The organism is Mycobacterium hippophais (assembly GCF_027529605.1).
Taxonomy (GTDB): Bacteria; Actinomycetota; Actinomycetes; order Mycobacteriales; family Mycobacteriaceae; genus Mycobacterium; species Mycobacterium arseniciresistens.
In genome coordinates, this window is sequence record NZ_JAPZPY010000011.1 from 175,464 (window position 1) to 197,644 (window position 22,181).

Annotated in this window: 24 protein-coding genes; 13 read left to right on the forward strand and 11 right to left on the reverse strand. The window is 71.1% G+C overall.

The window, feature by feature from the left end; genetic code table 11:
- Positions 1–82 precede the first annotated feature (82 nt).
- Genes O6P37_RS21770 through O6P37_RS21785 form a run of 4 tightly spaced genes read right to left on the reverse strand, consistent with a single transcriptional unit; the run spans position 83 to position 4,992 of the window.
- Positions 83–511, reverse strand: a complete 429-nt coding sequence (locus O6P37_RS21770; RefSeq protein ID WP_408633221.1) for a Zn-ribbon domain-containing OB-fold protein — start codon at positions 509–511, stop codon at positions 83–85.
- Position 512: 1 nt separating this feature from the next.
- The gene (locus O6P37_RS21775) at positions 513–1,721 is read right to left on the reverse strand and encodes a thiolase family protein (RefSeq protein WP_269896035.1); all 1,209 of its coding nucleotides are present in this window, start codon (positions 1,719–1,721) and stop codon (positions 513–515) included.
- A gap of 35 nt (positions 1,722–1,756) precedes the next feature.
- Positions 1,757–3,976 carry an acyl-CoA dehydrogenase gene (locus O6P37_RS21780; RefSeq protein WP_269896036.1) on the reverse strand — a complete coding sequence of 740 codons (2,220 nt, stop codon included), beginning with the start codon at positions 3,974–3,976 and terminating at the stop codon, positions 1,757–1,759.
- On the reverse strand, positions 3,973–4,992 hold the full coding sequence (locus O6P37_RS21785; protein ID WP_269896037.1) for an NAD-dependent epimerase/dehydratase family protein: 1,020 nt from the start codon (positions 4,990–4,992) through the stop codon (positions 3,973–3,975). Before O6P37_RS21785 ends, O6P37_RS21780 begins: the two co-directional genes overlap by 4 nt.
- A gap of 98 nt (positions 4,993–5,090) precedes the next feature.
- Between O6P37_RS21785 and O6P37_RS21790 the strand changes: the two genes are divergently transcribed.
- Together O6P37_RS21790 and O6P37_RS21795 are read left to right on the forward strand one after the other, a co-directional pair.
- Complete coding sequence (locus tag O6P37_RS21790; RefSeq protein ID WP_269896038.1) at positions 5,091–5,690, forward strand: TetR/AcrR family transcriptional regulator; 600 nt, start codon at positions 5,091–5,093, stop codon at positions 5,688–5,690.
- Between the two features lie 11 nt (positions 5,691–5,701).
- On the forward strand, positions 5,702–6,484 hold the full coding sequence (locus O6P37_RS21795; RefSeq protein ID WP_269896039.1) for a hypothetical protein: 783 nt from the start codon (positions 5,702–5,704) through the stop codon (positions 6,482–6,484).
- Between the two features lie 3 nt (positions 6,485–6,487).
- On the opposite strand, the gene O6P37_RS21800 is transcribed toward O6P37_RS21795, so the two are convergent.
- The 3 genes from O6P37_RS21800 to O6P37_RS21810 form a co-directional block, all read right to left on the reverse strand.
- Positions 6,488–6,736 (reverse strand): DUF6480 family protein, encoded by a 249-nt coding sequence (locus O6P37_RS21800; protein ID WP_264014853.1) that lies wholly within the window; start codon positions 6,734–6,736, stop codon positions 6,488–6,490.
- 43 nt (positions 6,737–6,779) lie between these two features.
- On the reverse strand, positions 6,780–7,145 hold the full coding sequence (locus tag O6P37_RS21805; protein WP_269896040.1) for a hypothetical protein: 366 nt from the start codon (positions 7,143–7,145) through the stop codon (positions 6,780–6,782).
- 62 nt (positions 7,146–7,207) lie between these two features.
- Positions 7,208–7,843 (reverse strand): TetR/AcrR family transcriptional regulator, encoded by a 636-nt coding sequence (locus O6P37_RS21810; RefSeq protein WP_269896041.1) that lies wholly within the window; start codon positions 7,841–7,843, stop codon positions 7,208–7,210.
- Between the two features lie 67 nt (positions 7,844–7,910).
- Here O6P37_RS21810 and O6P37_RS21815 point away from each other — a divergent pair, with 67 nt between their 5' ends.
- From O6P37_RS21815 to O6P37_RS21860, 10 genes are all read left to right on the forward strand, one after another.
- The gene (locus tag O6P37_RS21815; protein ID WP_408633222.1) at positions 7,911–8,537 is read left to right on the forward strand and encodes a hypothetical protein; all 627 of its coding nucleotides are present in this window, start codon (positions 7,911–7,913) and stop codon (positions 8,535–8,537) included.
- Between the two features lie 13 nt (positions 8,538–8,550).
- Positions 8,551–9,432, forward strand: coding sequence for an endonuclease/exonuclease/phosphatase family protein (locus tag O6P37_RS21820; protein WP_269896043.1), 882 nt, complete (start codon positions 8,551–8,553; stop codon positions 9,430–9,432).
- A complete protein-coding gene (locus O6P37_RS21825; protein WP_269896044.1) occupies positions 9,432–10,409 on the forward strand; it encodes a DNA polymerase domain-containing protein in 978 nt (325 codons plus the stop codon). Before O6P37_RS21820 ends, O6P37_RS21825 begins: the two co-directional genes overlap by 1 nt.
- A 91-nt stretch (positions 10,410–10,500) precedes the next feature.
- Entirely contained in the window at positions 10,501–12,789 is a 2,289-nt protein-coding gene (gene treS, locus O6P37_RS21830; protein WP_269896045.1) for a maltose alpha-D-glucosyltransferase, read from the forward strand.
- Positions 12,790–12,919: 130 nt separating this feature from the next.
- Complete coding sequence (locus tag O6P37_RS21835) at positions 12,920–13,330, forward strand: MarR family winged helix-turn-helix transcriptional regulator (RefSeq protein WP_269896046.1); 411 nt, start codon at positions 12,920–12,922, stop codon at positions 13,328–13,330.
- Positions 13,323–14,297, forward strand: coding sequence for a GlxA family transcriptional regulator (locus tag O6P37_RS21840; RefSeq protein ID WP_269896047.1), 975 nt, complete (start codon positions 13,323–13,325; stop codon positions 14,295–14,297). The genes O6P37_RS21835 and O6P37_RS21840 overlap by 8 nt, the downstream gene beginning before the upstream one ends.
- A 63-nt stretch (positions 14,298–14,360) precedes the next feature.
- Positions 14,361–15,140 carry an SDR family oxidoreductase gene (locus O6P37_RS21845; RefSeq protein WP_269896048.1) on the forward strand — a complete coding sequence of 260 codons (780 nt, stop codon included), beginning with the start codon at positions 14,361–14,363 and terminating at the stop codon, positions 15,138–15,140.
- A 6-nt stretch (positions 15,141–15,146) separates the two neighbouring features.
- Positions 15,147–16,154 (forward strand): CobW family GTP-binding protein, encoded by a 1,008-nt coding sequence (locus tag O6P37_RS21850; RefSeq protein ID WP_269896049.1) that lies wholly within the window; start codon positions 15,147–15,149, stop codon positions 16,152–16,154.
- A gap of 28 nt (positions 16,155–16,182) precedes the next feature.
- Complete coding sequence (locus tag O6P37_RS21855) at positions 16,183–16,899, forward strand: TVP38/TMEM64 family protein (protein ID WP_269896050.1); 717 nt, start codon at positions 16,183–16,185, stop codon at positions 16,897–16,899.
- 45 nt (positions 16,900–16,944) lie between these two features.
- Positions 16,945–17,973, forward strand: a complete 1,029-nt coding sequence (locus O6P37_RS21860; RefSeq protein WP_269896051.1) for a YihY/virulence factor BrkB family protein — start codon at positions 16,945–16,947, stop codon at positions 17,971–17,973.
- On the opposite strand, the gene O6P37_RS21865 is transcribed toward O6P37_RS21860, so the two are convergent.
- The 4 genes from O6P37_RS21865 to O6P37_RS21880 form a co-directional block, all read right to left on the reverse strand.
- The gene (locus O6P37_RS21865; RefSeq protein ID WP_269896052.1) at positions 17,951–18,403 is read right to left on the reverse strand and encodes a DUF350 domain-containing protein; all 453 of its coding nucleotides are present in this window, start codon (positions 18,401–18,403) and stop codon (positions 17,951–17,953) included. The genes O6P37_RS21860 and O6P37_RS21865 overlap by 23 nt on opposite strands.
- Positions 18,404–18,417: 14 nt before the next feature.
- Entirely contained in the window at positions 18,418–19,581 is a 1,164-nt protein-coding gene (locus O6P37_RS21870) for a glutathionylspermidine synthase family protein (protein WP_269896053.1), read from the reverse strand.
- Positions 19,582–20,094 carry a hypothetical protein gene (locus O6P37_RS21875; RefSeq protein ID WP_332909811.1) on the reverse strand — a complete coding sequence of 171 codons (513 nt, stop codon included), beginning with the start codon at positions 20,092–20,094 and terminating at the stop codon, positions 19,582–19,584.
- A 223-nt stretch (positions 20,095–20,317) separates the two neighbouring features.
- The gene (locus tag O6P37_RS21880) at positions 20,318–20,806 is read right to left on the reverse strand and encodes a hypothetical protein (protein ID WP_269896055.1); all 489 of its coding nucleotides are present in this window, start codon (positions 20,804–20,806) and stop codon (positions 20,318–20,320) included.
- A 133-nt stretch (positions 20,807–20,939) separates the two neighbouring features.
- Between O6P37_RS21880 and O6P37_RS21885 the strand changes: the two genes are divergently transcribed.
- Complete coding sequence (locus O6P37_RS21885) at positions 20,940–22,175, forward strand: 13E12 repeat family protein (protein WP_269896056.1); 1,236 nt, start codon at positions 20,940–20,942, stop codon at positions 22,173–22,175.
- The last annotated feature ends 6 nt before the right edge of the window (positions 22,176–22,181 follow it).

Here is a 22,181-nt window from a genome sequence, read left to right on the forward strand (position 1 = left end):
GTGTCCCCTCCTGGCTTTGGCTGTCGAGCTGACAGGTTCCACCAGACGGGATGTTCAAACCTCTGTGTGAGCTGCGCCACCGTCAGGCGGGGCGGTAGCGCAGCATCGTGACGCCGTGGTCGGGGTGGTCTCCGGGATAATCGAAGAACACCGGCCGCACCCGCATCCCGATGCGCAGGTCCTCGGGCGCGACGTCGACCATCCCGGTGGAGAACCGGGGACCCTCGTCCCACTCGACGATCGCGGGCAGCAGCGGCACCGTGTCGGCGAAGTGCGGGCCGACGGGACGCCGTGCCACGGTGAACGAGTAGAGCGTCCCCATGCCGGAGATCTCCCGCCACTCGAGGTCGTCGGCGAGGGTCCGCGGCGCGCGCACCCGCGGGTAGAACACGTACGCGCCGGACGACGGCGAGTACTGGATGCGGATGCGGTGCTCGGCGAGCGCATCCCAGAACGGCGCCGTGGTGGGCGTCTTGACCGGCATCGGCCGCTCGAAGGTCATCTCGCTCATGTCAGTCGCCCTCCAGGATCAGCGTGGTCTGTTCGGAGAGGATGCCGCCGTTGCCGGACACGAACGCGCGGTGGCAGTCGGCGACCTGTGCGGCGCCCGCGCGCCCCATGATCTGGCGGGTGGCGTCGCAGACGTGGTGCATGCCGCCGGCGAGGCCGGCCTGCCCGAAGCCGAGCTGACCGCCCGCGGTGTTGAGCGGGAAGTCGCCGCGGAACGTCAGGTCGTGCTCGGCGACGAAACCCATGCCCTTGCCCTTCTCGCAGAAGCCGGCGTCCTCCAGCGACAGCAGCACGGTGATGGTGTAGCAGTCGTAGATCGACACCATGTCCATGTCCTCGCGGCGCAGGCCGGTCATCGAGAACGCGGTGTCGGCGGCCTTGGCGATAGGCGTCTGCAGCAGATCGGCCGCGTACGTCGGGGTCTTGAAGGGGACGTGTTCGCCGAACCCCTTGATCCACACCGGCCGGTTGCGGGCACGGCGGGCGATGTCGGTGTTCGCCACCACCACCGCCGCTCCCCCGACGCACGGCATGACGATCTCGAGCATGTGCAGCGGGTCGGCGATCACCGGGCTGGCGAGCACGTCGTCGACCGTCAACGGCTTGTCCCGCCAGATCGCGCCGTCGGTGTGATTGGCGTTGACCCGCTGGTCTACGACGATCTTCGCCATCGCACGCTCGTCGTAGCCGTACACCGCGCCGTAGCGCTGCGCTACCTGGCCGTACGGCCCGTTCTGCCCGAGGTTGCCGTAGGGGATCTCGAATTCAGCCTGGGGAGAACCGAACTGGTTGCTCGACGAGCCGAAGAACACCGCGTCGGACAGCGCCTTGGGCTTGCGGTCCGACGTCGGGGTGATGTAGCGGGCAGGCAGCACGCACAGCACCACGTCGCACAGACCCAGCTCGACGGCCGCCGCGGCCCGCCACACCATGCCGGCGGCACTGGCGCCGCCGAGGTCCACCAGCTCGGCGAAATTCGCTCCGACGCCGAGGTATTCGGCGATCGTCGACGGCACGAAGATCTCCGACTCGGCCAGGTGCGACGTCACGATGCCGTCCACCACGTCGCCGGTCAGCCCGGCGTCGCCGAGCGCGTCGGCACTGAGCTCCGCCCACTGCTCGAGGGTGAACGGCGCCGGGGACGCCTTGCTCATCCGTTCCGGTGGCAGCTCCACATAGCCGACGATGGCGGCCTCACCGCGCAGTCCCATTCGTACTCCTCTCCGCTGCAATCACGTTCGCGGCGTCACTTCCGCGGCAGGCCCAGGATCATCTGCGCGATGATGTTGAGCTGGATCTCGGGTGTACCGCCGCCGATCAGCTCGGCGGGCAGGTGCAGGTACGGCGTCACGACCGGCGGGTCGGACTGCTCGGTCACCGCCAGCGGCCCGGCCACGTCGAGCGTGTGCCGGGACACCTTGCGCAGCAGCACGGTGGTGGCGACCTTGGCGATGCTCGACGCCGGTCCGGCGGCCTGGCCGTCGAGCAGGCGCAGCGTCTCGCGCACGCCGAGCGCCCTGATCGCGTTGGTGTAGGCGTCGATCTCGCCGAGCGCGCGCCGCACGTCCTCGCCGTCGGGTCCGGATGCCATGGCGCGCAACGCGGTGGCGCGGTCGTTGTTCACGTAGCCGCTGATCGCGACCCGCTCGGTGGCCATCGTGCTGATCGCCAGCTGCCAGCCCGCGGCCGGGTCGCCCAGCAGCATCTCGTCGGGGACGAACACGTCGGCCAGGAACACCTCGTTGAAATGCGCTTCGCCGTTGGCCTGTTTGATCGGCTGCACCTCGACGCCGGGTGAGCGCATGTCGAGCACGAAGTAGCCGATGCCGCGGTGCTTGGCCGCGTCGGGATCGGTGCGGGCCAGCAGGGCGCCGAAGTCCGCGCGGTCGGCCGACGACGTCCAGATCTTGTGGCCGTTGATGCGCCACCCGCCCTCGACCCGGGTGGCCCTGGTCACCAGAGAGGCCAGATCCGATCCGGCGCCGGGCTCACTGAACAGCTGGCACCAGCCCAGCTCGCCGCGCTGCGTCGGCGGGATCAGCCGCTGCTGCACCTCGGGCGGGGCGGCCTGCAGCAGGGTCGGCACGATCCACTCGGCGATGCCCAGCGACGGGCGCACCAGATCCGGCCGCCGGGCGAACTCCTCGTCGATCACCAACTGCTGCAACGGCGTGGCGTCCAGCCCCCAGGGCGCGGGCCAGTGCGGGGCGACCAGTCCGGCCTCGGCGAGCAGGGTGCGCTGCGGTCCGGTCATGAAGTGCTCGTAGTCGCCCTGTTTACCGATGCCGTCGTTGCCCAGGGTCAGCGCCCGATCCAGGGTGTCGGCGACCTGGGCGCGCAGATCCGCTTCGGCCGCACCGAGATTCACCGCCATGTCGCGGACGGCGGTGATGGCCAGCTCGCCCATCCGCCGGGTCCACCTGCTCATCGGCCCGACGGCGCCGGCCAGGCTGATGGCCCGCCGCCAGTAGAGGTGCAGGTCGTGTTCCCAGGTGAAGCCGATCGCGCCGAACATGGTCAGCGCGTCGAGCACCAGGTCGGGCGCCGCGGCGACGGCCGTCACGGCTGCTCCCGCCGCGGCCACGCGGTGCTGCTCCAGCGAATCGCCGTCGGCACGGACCGCGTCCCACGCCGCGGCGGCCGCCAGTTCGGCGTTGACGAGCAGCATCGCCGCCCGGTGCTGCAACGCCTGGAAGGAGCCGATCGGCCTGCCGAACTGTTCGCGGGTGCGCAGGTGTGCGGTCACCGCGCCGACGCACCAGCCGACGATGCCTGCCGACGCGCAGGCCGTCAGCGCCACCACGACGCATCGCGCCCGGTCGTCGTCGATGCCGGTGAGCACCGCCTCCGCGGAGGCGTCGTGCCCGTCGAGGCGCAGCACACCGGCGTCGGTGGTGATGTCGGTGCCGCCCAGCGGTTCTGCGGTGACGCCGGGCGCCTCGGCGGCGACGGCCAGCCAGATCACGCCCGCGTCGCCGGTGTGCGCCGGCAGCAACAGGATTCGCGCCGAGCAGGCGCCGGGGACGGCGGTGGTCGCGCCGGTGACCCGCCAGCCGCCGTCGGTCGGCGTGGCACGCAGGTCGGAGTACTCGGGCAGCACCACCGCGGCGGGGGCGCCGCCGGCGAGGGCGGTGAGCAGGCCGGTGGCCGCGGGGGTGGGGTCGGCGTGCAGCGCCACCGCTCCGGCGGCGACGGTCGGCAGCAGCGGTCCGGGCATCGCGGCCCCGCCGGCGGCCTCGACGACGCATGCCGTGTCGGCCAGCGTGCCACCCTGACCGCCGCAGCTCTCCGGGAGATGCACCGCGTGGAAGCCGTTGGCCACCAGTTCGTTCCACCATGGCGGCAGTTCGCCTCCGGCGAGCTGGTCGAGCAGCTCGCGGGTGTGGCTGACCGGGGCGTGGCGCGCCGCGAACTGCGCGACGGCGTCGGTCAGGTGCTGCTGCTCCGGGGTGAGCCCGATGGTCATGACGCCTCCTCGGCCGCGGTCGTGTCGCGGCGCCGCCGGTCGCGGAAGAATCGGGCGGCCTCGGCGATCGCGTCGGTCGCCGGGCGCGGCTGCCAGCCGAGTTCGCGGGTCGCCTTCGAGTGGTCCATCGCCGACATGATGTGCATGAGCCGCACGCTGATCCGCGTCAACCGGGTGTCGCGGCCCCGGATCCGGGCCGCCGCCTCCCCGGCCGCGCCGAGCGCCGACATCACCGGCAGCGGCACGCCGACTCGCGGTGGCGTCGTCCCGACGGCGTCGCAGGCACGTGCGTAGACGTCGCGGGCACTCATGAATCGTTCGGAGACGATGTAGCGCTCGCCGACCCGCCCGACCCGGCCGGCCAGCAACATGGCACGTGCCGCGTCCTCGACACCCACCACCTCCGACTGCGCCCCGGCGACGTAGAACGGCAGCTTCCCGCGGGCCGCGGCGGCCACGAGACCGCCGTGCGGGGTGGGCAGCCAGTCACGGGGGCCGTAGGTGTTGGCCACGCACATCGCGACGCCGGGCAGCCCGCGGTCGCGGCAGTGGTCGAACAGCAGGTTCTCCGCCGCCACCCTGGTGCGGATGTACTCGCCGCCTTCGTCGAGCCAGTTGTGGGCGGTCTGCTCGGTGGCGAGCCCGTCGCGGACCCGGCCGATGGTGCCGATGGAGCTGGTGAACACGAACCGGTGCAGCGGCGCCTGCGCGGCGATGTCCAGCACGCTGCGCAGCCCGTCGACGTTGGTGCGCCACATCGGTGCCGGGTCGCGCAGCCACGGCCGGGCGTCGACCACGCAGTAGTACACGGTGTCGCATCCGCTGATCGCGTCCCGCACCGCCGCGGTGTCCAAGACGTCGCCGTAGCGCCGCTCGACGTCGAGGCCGTCGATGCCGCGGGTGGAGCTGGTGGTGCGGATCAGCACCCGCACGTCGGCGCCTTCCGCCACCAGCGCCCGGGTGACGTGCGAGCCGAGGAACCCGCTCGCGCCGATGACCAGACTCCTCGAGGCCACTGCCACCGCTTCCGTCGTCGTCAGGCGAGACGGACCGTCTCGTCTCGCGCTAGGTTACGCTAGCCGAGATCCGGCCGACGACCGCGGAGGGGGTGGGAGTGCCACCGCTCGACACCGCACCGCGACGGCGCAGCGAGAAGTCGCGCGCCGCGATCGTCACCGCCACCCGGGAGTTGCTGCTGGAGCGCGGCTTCGACGGGATGAGCATCGAGGCCGTCGCGGCCCGCGCCGGGGTCGGCAAGCAGACCATCTACCGCTGGTGGCCGAGCCGGCCCGCACTGGTGGCCGACGTCCTGCTCGAGGACGCCGACCGGATCCTGCGCCCGGTGGCGTACTCCGAGGACGTCACCGCCGACCTCGCCCGATGGGCGGGCAGGCTGGCGGCCACCCTAACCACCGCGCGGGGCTCGGCGATGCTGCGCATCCTCACGGTCGCCTCCATCGAGCACGACGACACCGCTGACCGGTTGCGCAGCGGATTCAGCGGGCCACTACAGGAGGCGGTGCAGTCGCGGCTGCTCGCGGACGGGGTCGACGACGCGGTCGCCGAGGCCGCGGCCGACGCGATCGTCGGCGGCATCGTGTATGCCGTTCTGCGCGAGGGCCGTTCGTATCCGCGCCACCGGGCGGAGTTCGCGACCCGCACCATCGTGGATTCGCTGACCGGACGCGGCCCGGCCGGCGGCGTTCGGCCATAGACTGACCGACCGTGAGCACACTGTTCGGCTTCGCGCCGTGGATCGTGTACTGGGTGCTCGTCGGCAACGTGCCGGCGAGCACCGCCGTCCTGGCGGCGCTGGCGATCGCGGTCGCCGCCTTCGGGATCGGCCGGGCGCTGCACTGGCCGGGCCGCACCCTGGAACTGGGCGCGGTGATCGTCTTCGCGGTGCTGACGGTGCTGTCGTTCACCACCAGCGAGGCGTTCATGGCGGAGTGGCTGCAGCCGCTCGGCAATCTCGGCATCTTCGCCGTGGCGCTGATCGGCCTGCTGGCGGGCCGGCCCTTCGTCCGCGAGTTCGCCGAGGTGGGCCGTCCGGCCAACGTGCTCAAGAGCGAACTGTTCGAGCGCATCACGACGCTGCTGACCTGGATCTGGATCGCGGCATTCGCCGGGATGACGATCTCGTCGGTGATCCCGCCGCTGGTCTACGGCCAGGCCACCATCTTCGACGCCGACACCCCGCTGTCGTTCATCTGCTACTGGGTGATCCCGTTCCTGCTGCTCGGCGCCGCGGCACTGGCGTCGAAGGTGCTGCCCGACCGGATGACCGCGGGCATCGACGACGCGCAGCGCAACACCACGTTCGTCGCCTACGGCGAGGCCACCATCGACGAGCTGTACTACCTGGCCAAAGAGCACGCCGACCGGGAGACCGGCGCGGGCGAGGAGGCCTACGACGTCAGGGTGGGTGGCAAGGGCACGCCGCTGGTCGGCGACGAGGACCGGATGTCCTGGCCGTCCAGCTACAAGGTGCGCAAGGTCAGTCGCTGAGGGTCAGCGGAACACGCCCGCGATCTCGAGCAGCCGCAGCACCGCCACCACCAGGAACACCGCCGCGATGACCCCGACGATCGCGAACGCGGCGATCGCGCCCGGGGTGAACCGCCGGGCGGGCGTGGGGTCGGTGTTCGCCGACTGGCTGACGTGCGACGAGTCGGGCGGGGTGTCGCCGGGCGCCACGCCGCCGCCGGGTTCGAGCCCGGGGGTGTCGACGGGATCCGGGTCTGGGGGCTGGGCGGTCATCGGGTGAGGCGTACCCGCTGGCCCAGGGCTCACACCTGAGGACTCACAGCATCCCGGCGATCGCACTGACGATGAACACGCCCGACACCGCGGTGACGCAGATGATCGCGAGCGCCGCGGCGGGCCACGGCGAAGTGGGCCTGCCCTGTCTGCGCGCCCGCCTGATGCCGACCGTCATCAGCACGAAGGCGACGGCGGCGCCGCCCCACACCCAACCGAAGACCGTGAGGTTGACGCCGGCATCGCACCCGCTGCGGCACACGTCGAGGGCGGTGGCGCCGGCGAGCATCGACCAGAACACCGAGACGCAGGCGGCGACGACCACCAGAGGGGCCAGGATGCTCGTCCTCCTGGCGTCCCGCCGCTGGGCCGGCGATGCGGCGGGTCGGTGCGGCGGGTGCTGCGACATGTGCTCAGTATCGCCGCGGATCAGACCCCTTCGGCGCAGCAGTTCACCGGGCCGCAGACGGGTCAGGGCCGACGGGCGCAGCCCCGCCAGACCGTGTCGACGAGGCCGGTCAGCGCGTCGTCGTCGAGGGCGGGCAGACCGAACACCAGGCGGTAGTAGGCCGGTGACACCAGCGCGTCGACGACCACCTCGGGGTCGGCGCCGTCGCGCAGTTCACCGCGGCCCGCGGCGTCGTGCAGCACCGCGATCAGTGCGGCCCGCCGCGGCAGCAGCCACTGGTCGAGAAGCGCGGTGCCGACGTCGCGGTCGGCGTCGGCGGCGCTGATCACCCGGCGCACCAGCGGGCCGGTGGCGGCGTCGGACAGGATCGCGTTGAGCGAGCGCACGTGATGGGCGAGCGCCTCGCGGGTGCTGCTGCCCGCGGGCCGGATGAGGGAGTCCACGGTGGAACCGAGCAGGCCCTCGAGCACGATCGCCGCCGACGACGGCCACCACTTGTAGACGGTGGTGCGGCTGACGGCGGCGCGCTTGGCGATCGCGTCGATGGTGGCTGCGCCGGGGCCACCGGCGAGCGCCAGTTCGGCGGCCGCGCGCAGCACGGCGTCCCGGACGGTGACGTCGCGGGGCCGGCCGCGGCGCGCGGGGCCGGCGGTGTTTGCGCCCCCCTCGACGGCGCGTGTACCGTATTTCATGGACATCGTGTCCAGTATATGTCCAGCTCATCCACCACAATCCCGGGGGAACCAGCAGATCTTCATGCGTGTCTTGTCGAGTACCACTGCCCTCATCGCCGCAGCGGCGGTCTCCGCCGCCGTCCTGGCCGGCTGCACGCCGCCGTCGGGTCCCGAGGCGACGGCTCCGACGGGACTGCCTGCGGCCACCACCTCAGCGCCCAGTTCGGCCCCCAAGGAGAACAGCAGCGCGGTCGACTACTCGCGGCTGCTCATCCAGCCCGGTGACATCGACAGCCCGGGCGACACCTTCACCGCTCGCTCGTCGGTACCCAACCGCCGTGGCGGCCAAGGCGTTTCGACACTGTTCGTGAACCAGGACGACACCAAGGCCGTCGGCGTCACCATCAACATCACCCCCGACGAGGCCGCAGCCGCCAGCGCACTGGACGCCAGCGTCAAGTCGCTGACCGCCTCGGTGGTGGGCGGCACGCCGCAGCCGTCGCCGGTCGGCACCGGCGGCACCGTGATCAGCGGCACCGCGCCCGACGGCAACAAGGACGTCACCCTGCTGTTCTTCACGCAGGGTCCGGCGGTGGTCCGGATGGAGTTCGGCAGCGTGCTCGGCCAGCCCACCCCGCCCGAGGTGGTCACCGACGTCGGCACCAAGCAGGCGATCGCGCTGCGCACCGGCCTGTCCGACTCCACCGCGCCGCGCTGATCCGCCCGGTGCCGTGAGGGCTCGCCGCCGCCTCCCGGTCGAGCGGTTCGATGCCGCGACCGGCCGGTGGCGCGAAGTGCACGCCCCCGCACCCGTCGAGCGCGACGGACTGACGGTCACCACCTTCAACGTCTGGTTCGACGAGCACTTCGCCGACCACCGCTACCGCGCGATGGCCGCCCTGCTCTGCGACGCGATGCCCGACGTCATGGTCTTCCAGGAGGTCACCCCGGCCGCGCTCGAGGTGTTCCTCACCCAGTCCTGGGTCCGCGAGCACTACCTGGCGAGCTCGATCACCGGTGCGGACGTCGGCAACTACGGCATGTTGCTGCTGACCCGTGTGCCGGTCGACGGGGTCACCTACACGCGGCTGCCGACACGGCTGGACCGCGGCTACCTGCGCGCCGACCTCACCGTCAACGGCGCCGCGCTGGCCGTCTGCTGCGTGCACCTCGACAGCGGCAAGCGGTCGGCCCGGTTGCGGGCACGACAGCTGCGCACGCTGTTCCGCGCCGTGCGCGGTGTCGACGAGGCGGTGCTGCTCGGCGACTTCAACATGCGCGACGCCGAGAACGCCCGCATCACCGCGCCGTTCACCGACGTCTGGCCGGCGCTGCGGCCCGGCGAGGACGGCTTCACCGAGGACACCTCCATCAACCTGATGCGGTACGACAGCAAGAACAAGCACCGCCACGTCCGGTTCGACCGCGTGCTGGTCAAGGGCAGGCGCTGGCACGCGGTCGGCATCGACCTGCTCGGCACCCGGCCGGTGTCCGAGGCGCTGCCGCGGGTCTTCCCGTCGGACCACTTCGGAGTGGTCTGCCGCCTCGCCCACCTGCCCGCGGCCCCCGCGCGACCGTCCTGGTGGCGCCGCGCGGGTTCTAGGGTGGGCTGATGGGTGGCGAACACCGCGACGGCGTCGAGCTGACCAACCTCGACCAGGCCCTGACGCCCGACGCCGGGGCCACCAAACGCGACCTGGTGGACTACCTCGACGCCGTGGCCGACCGCATCCTGCCGGGCCTGGCCGGCCGGCCGCTCACGGTGCTGCGGGTGCTGCGCGGCCGGGCGCCGTTCATGCAGAAGAACGTCCCGAAGTACACCCCGGAGTGGGTGCGCACCGTGTCGATCTGGGCCGAGTCGTCGCACCGCGAGGTGCGCTACGCGCTGTGCGACGACCGCCGGACACTGCTGTGGCTGGCGAACCAGCGCGCCGTCGAATACCACCCGACGCTCGGGCATGTCGCCGACATCTACCGACCCACGCACCTGATCCTCGACCTCGACCCGCCCGAGGGCGCCGACTTCGCCGCGGTCGTGGCCGTCGCGCACCTGGTGCGCCAGGCGCTGTCGGACTGCGGGCTGGCGGGCGCGGTCAAGACCAGCGGCGCCAAGGGCCTGCACGTGTTCGTGCCGATCGACGACCACACCCCGGTCGACGACGTCGCGGGCGCCACCCGCGCGCTCGCTGCGCGTGCCGAGGCGCTCGACCCGGACATCGCCACCACCGCGTTCATCGTCTCCGACCGCGGCGGCAAGGTGTTCGTCGACTCCACCCGGGCCGGCGGCGCCACCGTCGCCGCCGCGTACAGCCCGCGGCTCCGGCGGGGCACGCCGGTGTCGTTCCCAGTGCCGTGGTCCGACCTCGACCGGGTCAGCCCCGCCGACTTCACCGTCCACACCGCCGTCGACGCACTCGGCGCCGGCGACCCGTGGGCGGAGTCGATGCCCCGGCCGCAACGGCTGCCCGACGACCTCATCGCCCACGGCCGGACCATCCCGGTGGCGCGGGTGGCGGCGATGCACGAGGGCAAGCGCCGGGCCCGCGCACGGCGGGCCGGTGACCCGGCGGCGCCCGGCGACGATCCGTAGGGTGGACGCGACCGGTTTCAAGACCGAGGCGTGGAGGCAATACCTCGTCGGAACGGCACGCGGTCGTCACCACATCCAGTGAAGGGGATTCATGTCTCAGGCGGCAGAGTCGGAGCCCGACGATCAGCTGACGGCTCTCGACGAGCAGGCCACCGGCGAGCAGGCCCCCGAAGACCAGCCGCATGAGCCGACGGAAGTCACCTTCGACGAGTACCTGCATCCGGCGCGCCCACGGTCACTGCGGTTCCGGCCGCGCGTCAAGGCGCCGTTCACCCGCCGCTCGCTGACCCAGGACGGCTCCCCCACCGGCGACAATCCGGCGTACGTGTCCTGGCTGCTGTCCCAGTCGATGCTGGCCGACGCCAACGAGATCAGCCAGCAGTTCTCCGGGCAGGGCTCGATGTGGCAGAACCCTTACGCCACCCCCAGCCCGCGCGGCGCCGTCGACACCGCGTCGGTGTGGTTCACCGCCTACCCGCTGTCGCTGATCACCCGGTCCAACGAGTCGTTCCTGAAGGCGATGGCCGACGAGGACATGTGGAAGGCGTTCTCCGAGATAGGCATCGAGGCCATCCACACCGGCCCGGTGAAACGCGCGGGCGGCATCTCCGGCTGGCAGCTGACGCCGAGCGTGGACGGGCACTTCGACCGCATCAGCACCCAGATCGATCCCGCCTTCGGCACCGAGGAGGAGTTCCGCCACATGTGCGGGACCGCCAACTGGTACGGCGGCACCATCATCGACGACATCGTGCCCGGCCACACCGGAAAGGGTGCGGACTTCCGGCTCGCCGAGATGAAGTACGCCGACTACCCGGGCATCTACCACATGGTCGAGATCGACCCCCGCGACTGGGAACACCTGCCCGACGTACCGGCCGGCCAGGACTCGGTGAACATCGATCCCTCCACCGAGGAGTGGCTGGACAAGGCCGGCTACATCATCGGCAGGCTGCAGCGGGTGATCTTCTACGCCGAGGGCGTCAAGGAGACCAACTGGAGCGTCACCCGTCCCGTGGTCGGCATCGACGGCGTCGAACGGCGCTGGGTGTACCTGCACTACTTCAAGGACGGGCAGCCGTCGATCAACTGGCTGGACCCGTCGTTCGCGGGCATGCGCCTGGTCATCGGCGACGCGCTGCACTCGCTGGCCGACCTGGGCACCGGCGGCCTTCGCCTGGACGCCAACGGCTTCCTCGGCGCTGAGAAGACCGCCGCCGAGGACGGTGTCGGCTGGTCGGAAGGTCACCCGCTGTCGGAGGCCGCCAACCACCTGATCGCCAGCATGGTGCGCAAGGTCGGCGGGTTCACCTTCCAGGAGCTCAACCTCACCATCGACGACATCCGCGAGATCGGCGAGGCGGGCGCCGACCTGTCCTACGACTTCGTCAACCGGCCCGCCTACCACCACGCGCTGGCCACCGCCGACACCGAGTTCCTGCGGCTGACGCTGCGCACCACCCTGGAACTCAACGTGGACCCCGCGTCGCTGGTGCACGCGCTGCAGAACCACGACGAGCTCACCTACGAACTCGTGCACTGGTCGACCGGGCACCGCGACGACGTCTACACCTACAAGGGTGAGGAGATCACCGGCGAGGTGCTCGGCGAGACCGTCCGCCGGGACCTGTCCGACCGGCTGACCGGTGAGAACGCCCCGTACAACCTGGTGTTCACCACCAACGGCATCGCCTGCACCACGGCCACGGTGATCGCCGCGACACTCGGCGTCACCGATCTCGATGAGATCCAGGACGTCGACCGGATCCGCCGGGCGCACCTGCTGCTGGCGATGTTCAACGCGTTGCAGCCCGGGGTGTTCGCACTGTCCGGCTGGGATCTGTGCGGGATGTTGACGCTGCCGGCGGGGAAGGTCGCCGAACTGCTGCGCGGCGGGGACACCCGCTGGATCCACCGCGCCGCCCACGACCTGATGGGCGTCAACCCGACGGCGACGCAGTCGCAGGCCGGGATGCCCCGGGGGCGCAGCCTCTACGGCCCGATCCCCGAGCAGATGGGCGACGAGACCAGCTTCCTGCGTCAGCTGCAGGCCATCCTGCGGGTGCGCTCGCACTACGGCATCGCGACCAGCCGCCAGATCGACATCCCCGAGGTGTCGCACCGCGGGATGCTGGTGCTCGTCCACCAACTCGCCGACGAGAACCGCTACCAGCTCACGGTTCTGAACTTCGCCAACGAGGACATCGCCGGATCGGTGCGGTCCAAGAAGCTCCCGCCGGGTTCGTCGGTGTCGGACATGTTCACCGGCAAGGCCTTCGCGACGGTCGACGACCTGCACAGCTTCGCCGTCGAGATGCCCGCGCACCACGGCATGTCGCTGCTCGTCGAGGCACCGGTCGAGGAGCCCGAAGAAGCCTGAGCCTGAGTTTCAGTCGGCGTCGACGCTGGTTTATGCACTGAGGGTTGCTGCTCGATGCGATCCACGACCCAGGGCGCAATAATTAGCGGGCCTTCAGTCTGACTTACAGTCTGACTTATATAGTGACGGGGTGACCCGAAGCCCCCTGATCGACAGCACCACGATGCTGCTCATTGGCGCGGGCCGCGCCGCGCAGCGCCGCCTCGAGGACGCGCTGGCCGGCCACGGGCTGACGCTGCGGCACCTCGGCGCGCTGGGCCACCTGTCGCGCCGGCCGGAGCTGTCCTACAGCGACCTCGCCCGCCGGGCCAGGATCACCCCGCAGAGCATGCAGGCCACCATGATCCAGCTCGCCGACGCAGGCGCCGTCGTCATCGAGAGCCGCGGCCGGGCGTCCTACCCGCGGCTCACCCCGCACGGCAGGCACCTGCTCTCGGTCGCCGCGGCCGCCGCGGCCGACTGCGACCGTGCGCTCGGCGTGCCCGACGCGCTGCGCGACGCGCTGGCCGCAGTGGTCCGACGGGAGATGTTCGGTGAATAGCCCCGCGCACATCGTGGCGGTGGTGGCACTGCCCGACACCATCGCGTTCGACCTCAGCACGCCGGTCGAGGTGTTCGGCTGGGTCACCCTCGCCTCGGGCGAACCCGGCTACCGCGTCGTGGTGTGCGGCAGCGAGCCCGTCGTCAGCGCCGGTCCGTTCCGCATCACCACCGACCGCGGCCTCGACGCGCTGGCCGAGGCCGACACCATCGTCGTTCCCGGCCGCCGCGACCTGACGGCGGCGCCGCCCGCGGCGCTGGTGGTAGCGCTGCGCGCGGCGTACTCCCGCGGCGCCCGGATCGTCTCGATCTGCACCGGCGCCTTCACCCTTGCCGCCACCGGACTGCTGGCCGGCCGCCGCGCGACCACCCACTGGATCTGCACCGACGCGTTCCGGGCCGCCTTCCCCGACGTGCAGCTCGACCCCGACGTGCTCTACGTCGACGACGGCCAGATCCTCACCTCGGCGGGCGCGTCCGCGGGCATCGACCTGTGCCTGCACATCGTGGCGCGCGACCACGGCGCCGCCATCGCCGCCGACGCCGCCCGGCTGTCCGTGGCGCCGCTGCACCGCAGTGGCGGCCAGGCGCAGTTCATCGTCCGCAACCGGGTGCCGCTGCCGGCCAACGGCGTCCGCCACGAATTCGACGCCGTGCTGGCCTGGATCGAGACCGAGGCACACCGCGAGCTGACGCTCGGCGAGATCGCCGCGCGCGCGGCGATGAGTGTGCGGACGCTCAACCGCCGGTTCCAGGCCGAGACCGGCCAGACGCCGATGCAGTGGGTCACCGGCGTCCGAGTACGGCACGCGCAGGAACTGCTCGAGACGTCCGACCTGGGGGTCGAGTCGATCGGCAGGCGGGTTGGGTTCACGTCGCCCGCGAACTTCCGCGAGCAGTTCCGCAGGCTGGCCGGGGTGTCGCCGCGCAGCTACCGGGCGGCGTTCCAGGACCGCCTCGCCGGGTAGCGGTTTGCCCTTCCTCGCGCGGCACTGGTTCCATGGACTGATCCTTACGAAAGGCTTGCCTAAATGAACGCTCCCCATGCCGACGTCGCGGGTCTGCGCCTTCTCGTCGTCGGGGCGTCCTCGGGGATCGGTCACGCCGTCGCCACCGGCGCCGGCAGGCACGGCGCCCGGGTGGCGGTCGCGGCGCGTCGCATCGACCTGCTGACCGAGCTGGCCGAGTCGGTGAGCGGGCTGGCGTTCGAGCTCGACGTGGCCGATCCGGCGGCCATCACCGCGGTGGTGACCGCCGCGGCCGACGCGCTCGGCGGCCTGGACGCGGTCGTGTTCACCAGCACCGTCATTCCCTTCGCGTTCGTCGAGGACACCGACGTCGCCACCTGGATCCACGCGTTCACCGTCAACACCGTCGGCGCGAGCAACGTGCTGCGGGCCGCGCTGCCCCACCTGTCGGAGAACGGCGTCGTGCTCATCGCGTCCGACCACAACGTCGGAAGGCCGCGGGCCGGGGTCGCCGCCTACAGCGCCAGCAAGGCCGCGCTCGACGAGATCCTGCGGTCCTGGCGCGGTGAGCACCCCGAGCTGTCGGTCATCCGGGTCGGCATCGGCCCGACCGAGGACACCGAGATCCTGCGCGGTGCGGACCGCGACCTGCTGGCCCAGCTGTTCCAGTCCTGGGTCCAGGACGGTCAGCTGCCCGCAAGGATGTCCGCCCTCGACGACGTGGCCGACACCCTGCTCACGCTCATCGCCGCGGCGTACGCGAACCCCACCGTCGTCCCCGAGTTCGTCCAGCTCGCACCGCGGTTCAAGAAGTCGGCGCCGCGGCCCGCCCAGGACGCCTGACCGCCGGTGCCGGCGGTCCCCGTCATCGCGCTGACCGGGTATCTCGGCGCGGGGAAGACCACGCTGCTCAATCACGTGCTGCGGGCCCCGGACGCCCGGATCGGCGTGGTGATCAACGATTTCGGTGAACTCAACGTCGATGCCGCGCTGGTCACGGGGCAGGTCGACGAGCCGGCGTCGATCGCGGGCGGCTGCATCTGCTGCCTGCCCGACGACGGGGCGCTCGACGTCGCGCTGGAGAAGCTGGCCGATCCGAAACTGAATCTCGACGCGATCATCGTCGAGGCCAGCGGCCTGGCCGACCCCGTCGCCATCTCGCGGATCATCCGGTTCAGCGGCGTCGACAACGTGCGGCCGGGCGGCATCGTCGACGTCATCGACGCCGCAATGCATTTCGACACCGTCGACCGCGGCGGCAGTGCGCCGGCCCGCTACGGCGCGGCGTCACTGGTGGTGGTCAACAAGCTCGACCGGATTCCCGACGACGGCCGGGGCGCCGCGCTGGAGCGGATCGAGGCGCGGGTCCGCGAGCGCAACCCCGACGCCCACATCGTCGGCGCGGTGGGCGGCCGCATCGATCCCGCGCTGCTGTACGACGCGGCGGGCGCGGGTGAACCCGTGGGGCAGTTGTCCTTCCGGGAGTTGCTGATCGAAGACCAGCACCACCACGTGCACGCCGACTCGGTGACGGTGACCGGCAGCGGAGGTGTCGATCCCGGCGCGCTGGTCGACCTGCTCGAGCAGCGGCCCGCCGGGGTGTACCGGCTCAAGGGCACGGTCGCCGTCCGCTACCGGGCCCGCACCCGCGGCTATGTGGTGAACGTGGTCGGCACGTCGATCCACGTCAGCACGGCCGACCGGGCGCCCGCGGTGAACGGTCTGGTGGCGATCGGCACGTCGTTCGACACCGACGAGGTGCGGGCGCAGATGGCGAACGCGCTGCGCCCGGCCGAGGGGACGGTGTCTGCGGCCGGGCTGCGCAGGCTGCAGCGATACCGGCAGCTCAGCATCTGAGCGCCGGTGCGGCAGGATCGCGGGTGACATGACCGACTCCGCTGCCGACGACGACGGCGCCGCCGCACGGGACCGCCGCAGGCACATCCTGCGACTGGCGATCTTCGCCGCGCTGCTGCTGACGCTGTTCTACGTCGTCGCGGTGACACGGGTGGTCGACGTCGAGGCGGTGCGGCAGGCGGTGGCCGCGACCGGCCCGGTCGCACCGCTGACCTACGTGGTGGTCTCCGCGGTGCTCGGCGCGGTGTTCGTGCCGGGGACGCTGCTCGCCGCGGGCAGCGGCGCGCTGTTCGGCCCGGTGGTCGGCCTGTTCGTCACGCTGGGGGCGACGGTCGGCACGGCGATCATCACCAGCCTTCTCGGCCGGCGGGCGGGCCGCGACAGCGCGATGGGACTGCTCGGACCGGTTCGCGCCGAACGCATCGAGGCGCAGATCGCACGGCACGGGCTGTGGGCCGTCGTCGGCCAGCGCTTCGTCCCCGGCATCTCCGACGCGCTGGCCTCCTACGCCTTCGGCGCGTTCGGGGTGCCGCTCTGGCAGATGGCCGTGGGTGCGCTGATCGGGTCGGTGCCGCGGGCGTTCGTCTACACCTCGCTCGGCGCCTCGATCGGCGATCTGTCCTCGCCGCTGGTCTACGCGGCCATCGCCGTCTGGTGCGTGACGGCCGTCGCCGGCGCGTTCGCCGCGCACCGGGGGTTCCGGCACTGGCAGGCCGGGCGCTTGGACCGCCGCGATAACGGGTAGTTCCGAGCGCAGCAACCGGCCATCCGCACGTCAGGGAGTCCGTTCATGGTGGGCTGGCTCGACAGACTGCAGCAGCGCAACCGCGCTGCCGGTTTCGTGATCGCGGTGATCTACAAGTACGTCGACGACCAGGGCGGCTACCTGGCCGCGCTGATCACCTACTACGCGTTCGTGTCGATGTTCCCGCTGCTGCTGCTGCTGACCACGGCGGTCGGCGTCGTCCTCGCCGGCCGGCCCGACCTGCAGCAGCAGGTGCTGCAGTCCGCACTCGGCCAGCTGCCGGGGATCGGCACTCAGTTGCAGTCCCCCGAGGAACTCAGTGGCGGTGTGGTGGGGGTGGTGATCGGCATCGCCGGTGCGCTCTACGGCGGCCTGGGTGTCGGCCAGGCGGTGCAGAACGCGATGGACACGGCGTGGGCGGTGCCGCGGAACATCCGCCCCGACCCGTTCCGGTCGCGACTGAAAAGCCTGCTGCTGCTGTTCGTGCTCGGGACGGCGACGGTCACCGCGACCGTGTTGTCCGCGGCGGGGCGGGCCACCGAATCGCTGGGCTGGTGGGGCAAGGCCGGACTGATCGTGACGGCCGTCGCGATCAACGCGGCGATCTGCCTGGTGGCGTTCCGGGTGACCACGGCCCGGCAGGTCACGTATCGCCAGGTGCTGCCCGGCGCGCTCACCGCCGCGGTGGTGTGGCAGCTGCTGCAGTCGTTCGGCACCGGCTACGTCGCGAGCGTGGTGGCGAGGTCCAGCGTGACCAACAGTGTGTTCGCCCTGGTGCTGGGCCTGCTGGCGTTCCTCTACCTACTCTCGGTCAGCCTGGTGATGTGCGCGCAGATCAACGTGGTGCTTGTCGACCGGCTGTACCCACGGGCGCTGCTCACCCCGTTCACCGACGCCGTCGACCTGACCTCAGCGGACCGGCGCACCTACACGCGCAAGGCGAAAGCCGAGCGGGTGAAGGGTTTTCAGCGGGTCAGCGTGCACTTCGACCCGAGATCGGAACCGGAGGAGAACCCGGTGCAGAAGCCGGGCCCGCCGGAGGGCGAGCCGGCTACAGAATCGCCGCAGCGATGATGATGCCGAACGCGAAGTAGGACGCCGCGATCACCCACACCTGCGGCACGTACACCTCGGCCGCCAGCACGTCACCGATGTCGATGCCGGTGCCCAGATGGATCAGCCGCACCGAAAGCGCCTGCGCGGCAAGGCCGACCAGGCCGAAGACCAACGTCCGCAGCAGCCCCTCGACGAGATCCCCGGAAGAGCTGAAGATGGCCAGCACCACGATCAGCGCCATGGACAGTGCGCCCGAGCCGGCGATCACCGCGGCGTTGGGCCTGCCGGCCTGCACCAGGGTGCGCAGTGGACCGGGGGTGGTCCAGTCGATGATGAAGAAGCCCAGCACCATCAGGGCGATGCCGACGATCGTGTACAGCGCGATCGCCGCGACACCGTGGCCGACGATCGACCAGTATCCGGGCTCGAGCTCGGCGGCCAGCAACATGGTTTCTCCTCGGGTCATAGTGGAATGCGGTGTGGCACAAAGGCTGCGCCGTCGTCGGTGATCAGGCCTGCGGTCTCACGGATGCCAAGCCCTGCCGATTCGTCGCCCACGATCCACGTCCCCAGGCAGGGACGCATGCCGTCGAACTCGGGCAGCGGGTCGAGCAGCTGGTACACGTAGCCCTCCTCGCCGTAGACCCCGCCGGTCTGGGTCTCGAAGCCGGGCCCGACGATGGTGATGTTGGCGCCCTCACGGCCGAGTTTGGGCTTGCGCACGTACTCGGTGAGTTCGTGCGGGTCGTCGAGGTAGGCGGGCAGCAGGTTCGGATGCCCGGGGTTCATCTCCCACAGCACCGCCAGGATCGCCTTGTTGCTCAGCAGCGTCTTCCACAGCGGCTCGACCCACATCGTCTCGGGTAGCAGTTCGACGACGCGGCGGCCGAAGTCGTCGTCGAGCACCCACTCCCACGGGTAGAGCTTGAACAGCGACGAGATGGGCGCTTCCTCGAGGTCGACGAAACGGTTGAGCTCCTCGTCGAAGCCGATCTGCTCGATGGCCAGCGCGACGGTGTGCAGGCCCGCTTCGGCCGCGCACTCCTGGATGTAGGCCAGGGTGACGTTGTCCTCACCGCTCTCGTCGGCCGACGACCACGTGAAATGCGTTTCGGCGCCGCTCAATTGAGGCCGGATCGCACCCCACCGTTCGACCAGCTTCTCGTGCAGCGAGTTCCACTGGTCGTCTTCGGGGTAGACGTCGGTCTTCCAGTGCCACTGCAGGATTGCGGCTTCGAGCAGGCTGGTGGGGGTGTCGGCGTTGTACTCCAGCAGCACGGGCGGGCGCCTGCCGTCGTAGCGCAGGTCGAAGCGGCCGTAGAGGTGCGGATCGCTGCGCCGCCACGACGCCGCGATCGGCTCCCAGCTCCAGTCGGGCAGACCGAAGTCGGCGAATCGCTCGGTGAGCACCACGTGCTCGACGGCGTTGAGGCACATCGAGTGCAGCACCTCGACGCTCGCCTCGATCGACAGCACCTCGTCCATGTCGAAGACGTAGTGCACCGATTCGTCCCAGTACGGACGCGCGCTGCCGTCGGCGAGGCGGGCAGGGGTGCCGAAGCACATCCCCTGGGCGGCGACGATCTGCTCCCAGTCCGGCCGGGGAGCGCGTCGTTCACGTCGCATTCAGCTGCCCGAACTGCCGTAACTGGACGAGGAGCCGAAGCCGCCGCGCTTGATGGAGGTGCCGGACTTGGTCTTCGCCGAGGTGCCCTTGGGCAACTCGAGGGTGCCACCGGAGGCGATGGTGCCGACGCCGCGGTTGGAGCCGCCGTAGTAGTACCGGTACGGCGAGCCCGCGTAGATGAACACGCCGCTCGACCCCCCGGCGCTGCCGGAGCTGCAGTAGCTGTCGGGCACCACCTCGTTGCTGCCGTCGCGCACGCAGCTGGCAGCGACCTCTTCGTCGTCGTCGCTGAGCAGGGTGTAGCCGAGGGCGACGACGCCGACCACGCCGACCACCGCCGCGGTGCCCATCAGGGCCTTGCGGCGTTTGCGGGCCTTTTCGGCCTGTTTCTCGGCCTGCTCGGCGGCGAACCGCTCCGCCGCCTCGCGGGCCTTCTTCGCCTTGTCGCGGGCGCGGGCCTCGGCGACGGTCGGCTGGCGGGGCCGCGTCATGCCCGGCTCCTGCGTCCGGATGACGCCGCGGGTGGGCGGTGGCGGCGGCGGCGGAACCTCGGGCGGCTGACCGGCCGCGGAGCCGACGGTGGGCGGCGTCGGGTCCGCGCCCGAGCCACCCTGACCGGCGGGATCCGGTCCCGGAGTCCCTTGATCCTGCGGATCGCTGTTCACGCTCTCACCCCCACACGAGTTGCCCAGACGACTATAGGTCGCGCGCGGCGGACAGTGGGCACCTAATTCGCTAGCTGCCGCCACCGACCTCGGCGGGCAGGGGCGGGGGCAGCGGCTTCGACGGGGTGGGCGACGACTCGGCTTCTGCCGAATCCGGTCCGTGGTACTCCACCATCGGCTCGTCGCGGACGATCTTCTCCTCGATGCTGACCATCAAGGCCGACGGCGAGACGGTGTAGGCGGCGTCGCCGCTCTCGGCGACGAAGTCGTCGCCCGACCGGGTCGCGGACAGGATCAGCTTGGCGCCGTCGCGCACCCGCACGCCGCGGTATTCGAGTTCACCGTCCGGGCTCTCGCAGATCGCGACCCGCGAGCTGTCCGTCCGGCCGAAGGCGACGGCCGTGTCGGGCGCGGTGCACCGCGCGGTGGAGTCCACGAAACCCTGCGCGTCGGAGGACGGCGCCGCCGTCGCCAGCTGGTCGGCGCCGGCGAACACCAGCGCGAGGACCGCCGCTCCGGCCAGGGCCGGGCGGCGCAACATGGAACGGGTAGCGGTCATCACCGTCCACCAGACCACGTCGACTCCCGCTGCGCGAGGACCGACATCGAAGGATGACGCAATCGTTAGGCCACCGATATGCGCTGTGGATGAATCGCCGGAACTGTCGGTGGATGTCCGTAGAATCGAAAATATGTTCGACGAACTGGCCACCGTGCCTTCCAGCGCCGACCAGGCCCGGTTGATCACCCGCCTGACCGAACTCGAGTCGGCGAAAGCCGCCGCGGCGGCCGGGCAGGCCAGGGTGGCCGCAGAACTGGACCGGTTGCGACGCTGCGCTGAAGCCGCCGCCGGAGTGCCCGCCGCCAAGCGGGGCCGGGGCCTGGCCGGCGAAGTGGCCCTCGCGCGGCGGGCATCACCCAACCAGGGTGGGCGACACCTCGGATTCGCCCGAGCATTAGTCCACGAGATGCCCCACACCCTGGCCGCATTGGAGTGCGGGGCGCTCACCGAGTGGCGCGCCACCCTCATCGTCCGCGAATCAGCCTGCCTGTCCGTCGAGGACCGCCGCACACTCGACAACGAGATGTGCCGGGATATCCGCGCACTCGATGGTCTCGGCGACGCACGGATCGAAGCCGGCGCCAAGAGGATCGCCTACCGGCTGGATGCTCGCGCGGTGGTCGACCGGGCCGCCAAGGCGGTCGATGAGCGCACCGTCACCATTCGCCCCGCGCCCGACACCATGACCTATGTGACCGCACTGCTGCCCGTCGCCCAGGGCGTCGCGGTCTACGCCGCGCTCAAGAGAAGCGCCGACACCACCTTCGACGACCGCTCACGCGGACAGGTCATGGCCGACATCCTCGTCGAACGCGTCACCGGCCGGCCGGCCGACCAGCCGATCCCCATCGCGGTGAACATGACGATCTCCGATGAGACACTGCTCGCCGGCGACACCGAACCCGCTCACCTGCACGGCTACGGCACCATCCCGGCCGAGATCGCCCGACGAATGGTCCACGACGCCGCTTCGGTGGCCACCATCCGCCGGCTCTACACCCATCCCCGCACCGGCGCCCTGGTGGCGATGGAGTCCCGGTCACGCTGCTTCCCCAAAGGCCTCGCCGCCTTCATCGATCTACGCGACCAGACCTGCCGCACCCCCTATTGCGACGCTCCCATCCGCCACCACGACCACGCCTATCCCCACCACAAACGCGGACCCACCAGCGCGGTCAACGGCCTCGGCGAATGCGCACGGTGCAATTACGACAAAGAATCACCCGGGTGGCACGTCAGCACCCACCAGAGCAACGGAACCCACACCGCAGCATTCACCACCCCCACCGGCGCCACCTACCGCTCCACCGCACCACCACCACCCGGCAGACGCGCGAAACCGGTGACGATGAAACGCGTTGCCTGACAACAG

Coding starts and splice junctions, on each gene's coding strand:
- O6P37_RS21870 (WP_269896053.1), bottom strand. CDS start 19,581: ATGCGACGTGAACGACGCGCTCCCCGGCCGGACTGGGAGCAGATCGTC.
- O6P37_RS21805 (WP_269896040.1), bottom strand. CDS start 7,145: ATGTCGCAGCACCCGCCGCACCGACCCGCCGCATCGCCGGCCCAGCGG.
- O6P37_RS21885 (WP_269896056.1), top strand. CDS start 20,940: ATGTTCGACGAACTGGCCACCGTGCCTTCCAGCGCCGACCAGGCCCGG.
- O6P37_RS21825 (WP_269896044.1), top strand. CDS start 9,432: ATGGGTGGCGAACACCGCGACGGCGTCGAGCTGACCAACCTCGACCAG.
- O6P37_RS21860 (WP_269896051.1), top strand. CDS start 16,945: ATGGTGGGCTGGCTCGACAGACTGCAGCAGCGCAACCGCGCTGCCGGT.
- O6P37_RS21780 (WP_269896036.1), bottom strand. CDS start 3,976: ATGACCATCGGGCTCACCCCGGAGCAGCAGCACCTGACCGACGCCGTC.
- O6P37_RS21775 (WP_269896035.1), bottom strand. CDS start 1,721: ATGGGACTGCGCGGTGAGGCCGCCATCGTCGGCTATGTGGAGCTGCCA.
- O6P37_RS21800 (WP_264014853.1), bottom strand. CDS start 6,736: ATGACCGCCCAGCCCCCAGACCCGGATCCCGTCGACACCCCCGGGCTC.
- O6P37_RS21845 (WP_269896048.1), top strand. CDS start 14,361: ATGAACGCTCCCCATGCCGACGTCGCGGGTCTGCGCCTTCTCGTCGTC.
- O6P37_RS21770 (WP_408633221.1), bottom strand. CDS start 511: ATGAGCGAGATGACCTTCGAGCGGCCGATGCCGGTCAAGACGCCCACC.
- O6P37_RS21880 (WP_269896055.1), bottom strand. CDS start 20,806: ATGACCGCTACCCGTTCCATGTTGCGCCGCCCGGCCCTGGCCGGAGCG.
- O6P37_RS21855 (WP_269896050.1), top strand. CDS start 16,183: ATGACCGACTCCGCTGCCGACGACGACGGCGCCGCCGCACGGGACCGC.
- O6P37_RS21810 (WP_269896041.1), bottom strand. CDS start 7,843: ATGTCCATGAAATACGGTACACGCGCCGTCGAGGGGGGCGCAAACACC.
- O6P37_RS21865 (WP_269896052.1), bottom strand. CDS start 18,403: ATGTTGCTGGCCGCCGAGCTCGAGCCCGGATACTGGTCGATCGTCGGC.
- treS (WP_269896045.1), top strand. CDS start 10,501: ATGTCTCAGGCGGCAGAGTCGGAGCCCGACGATCAGCTGACGGCTCTC.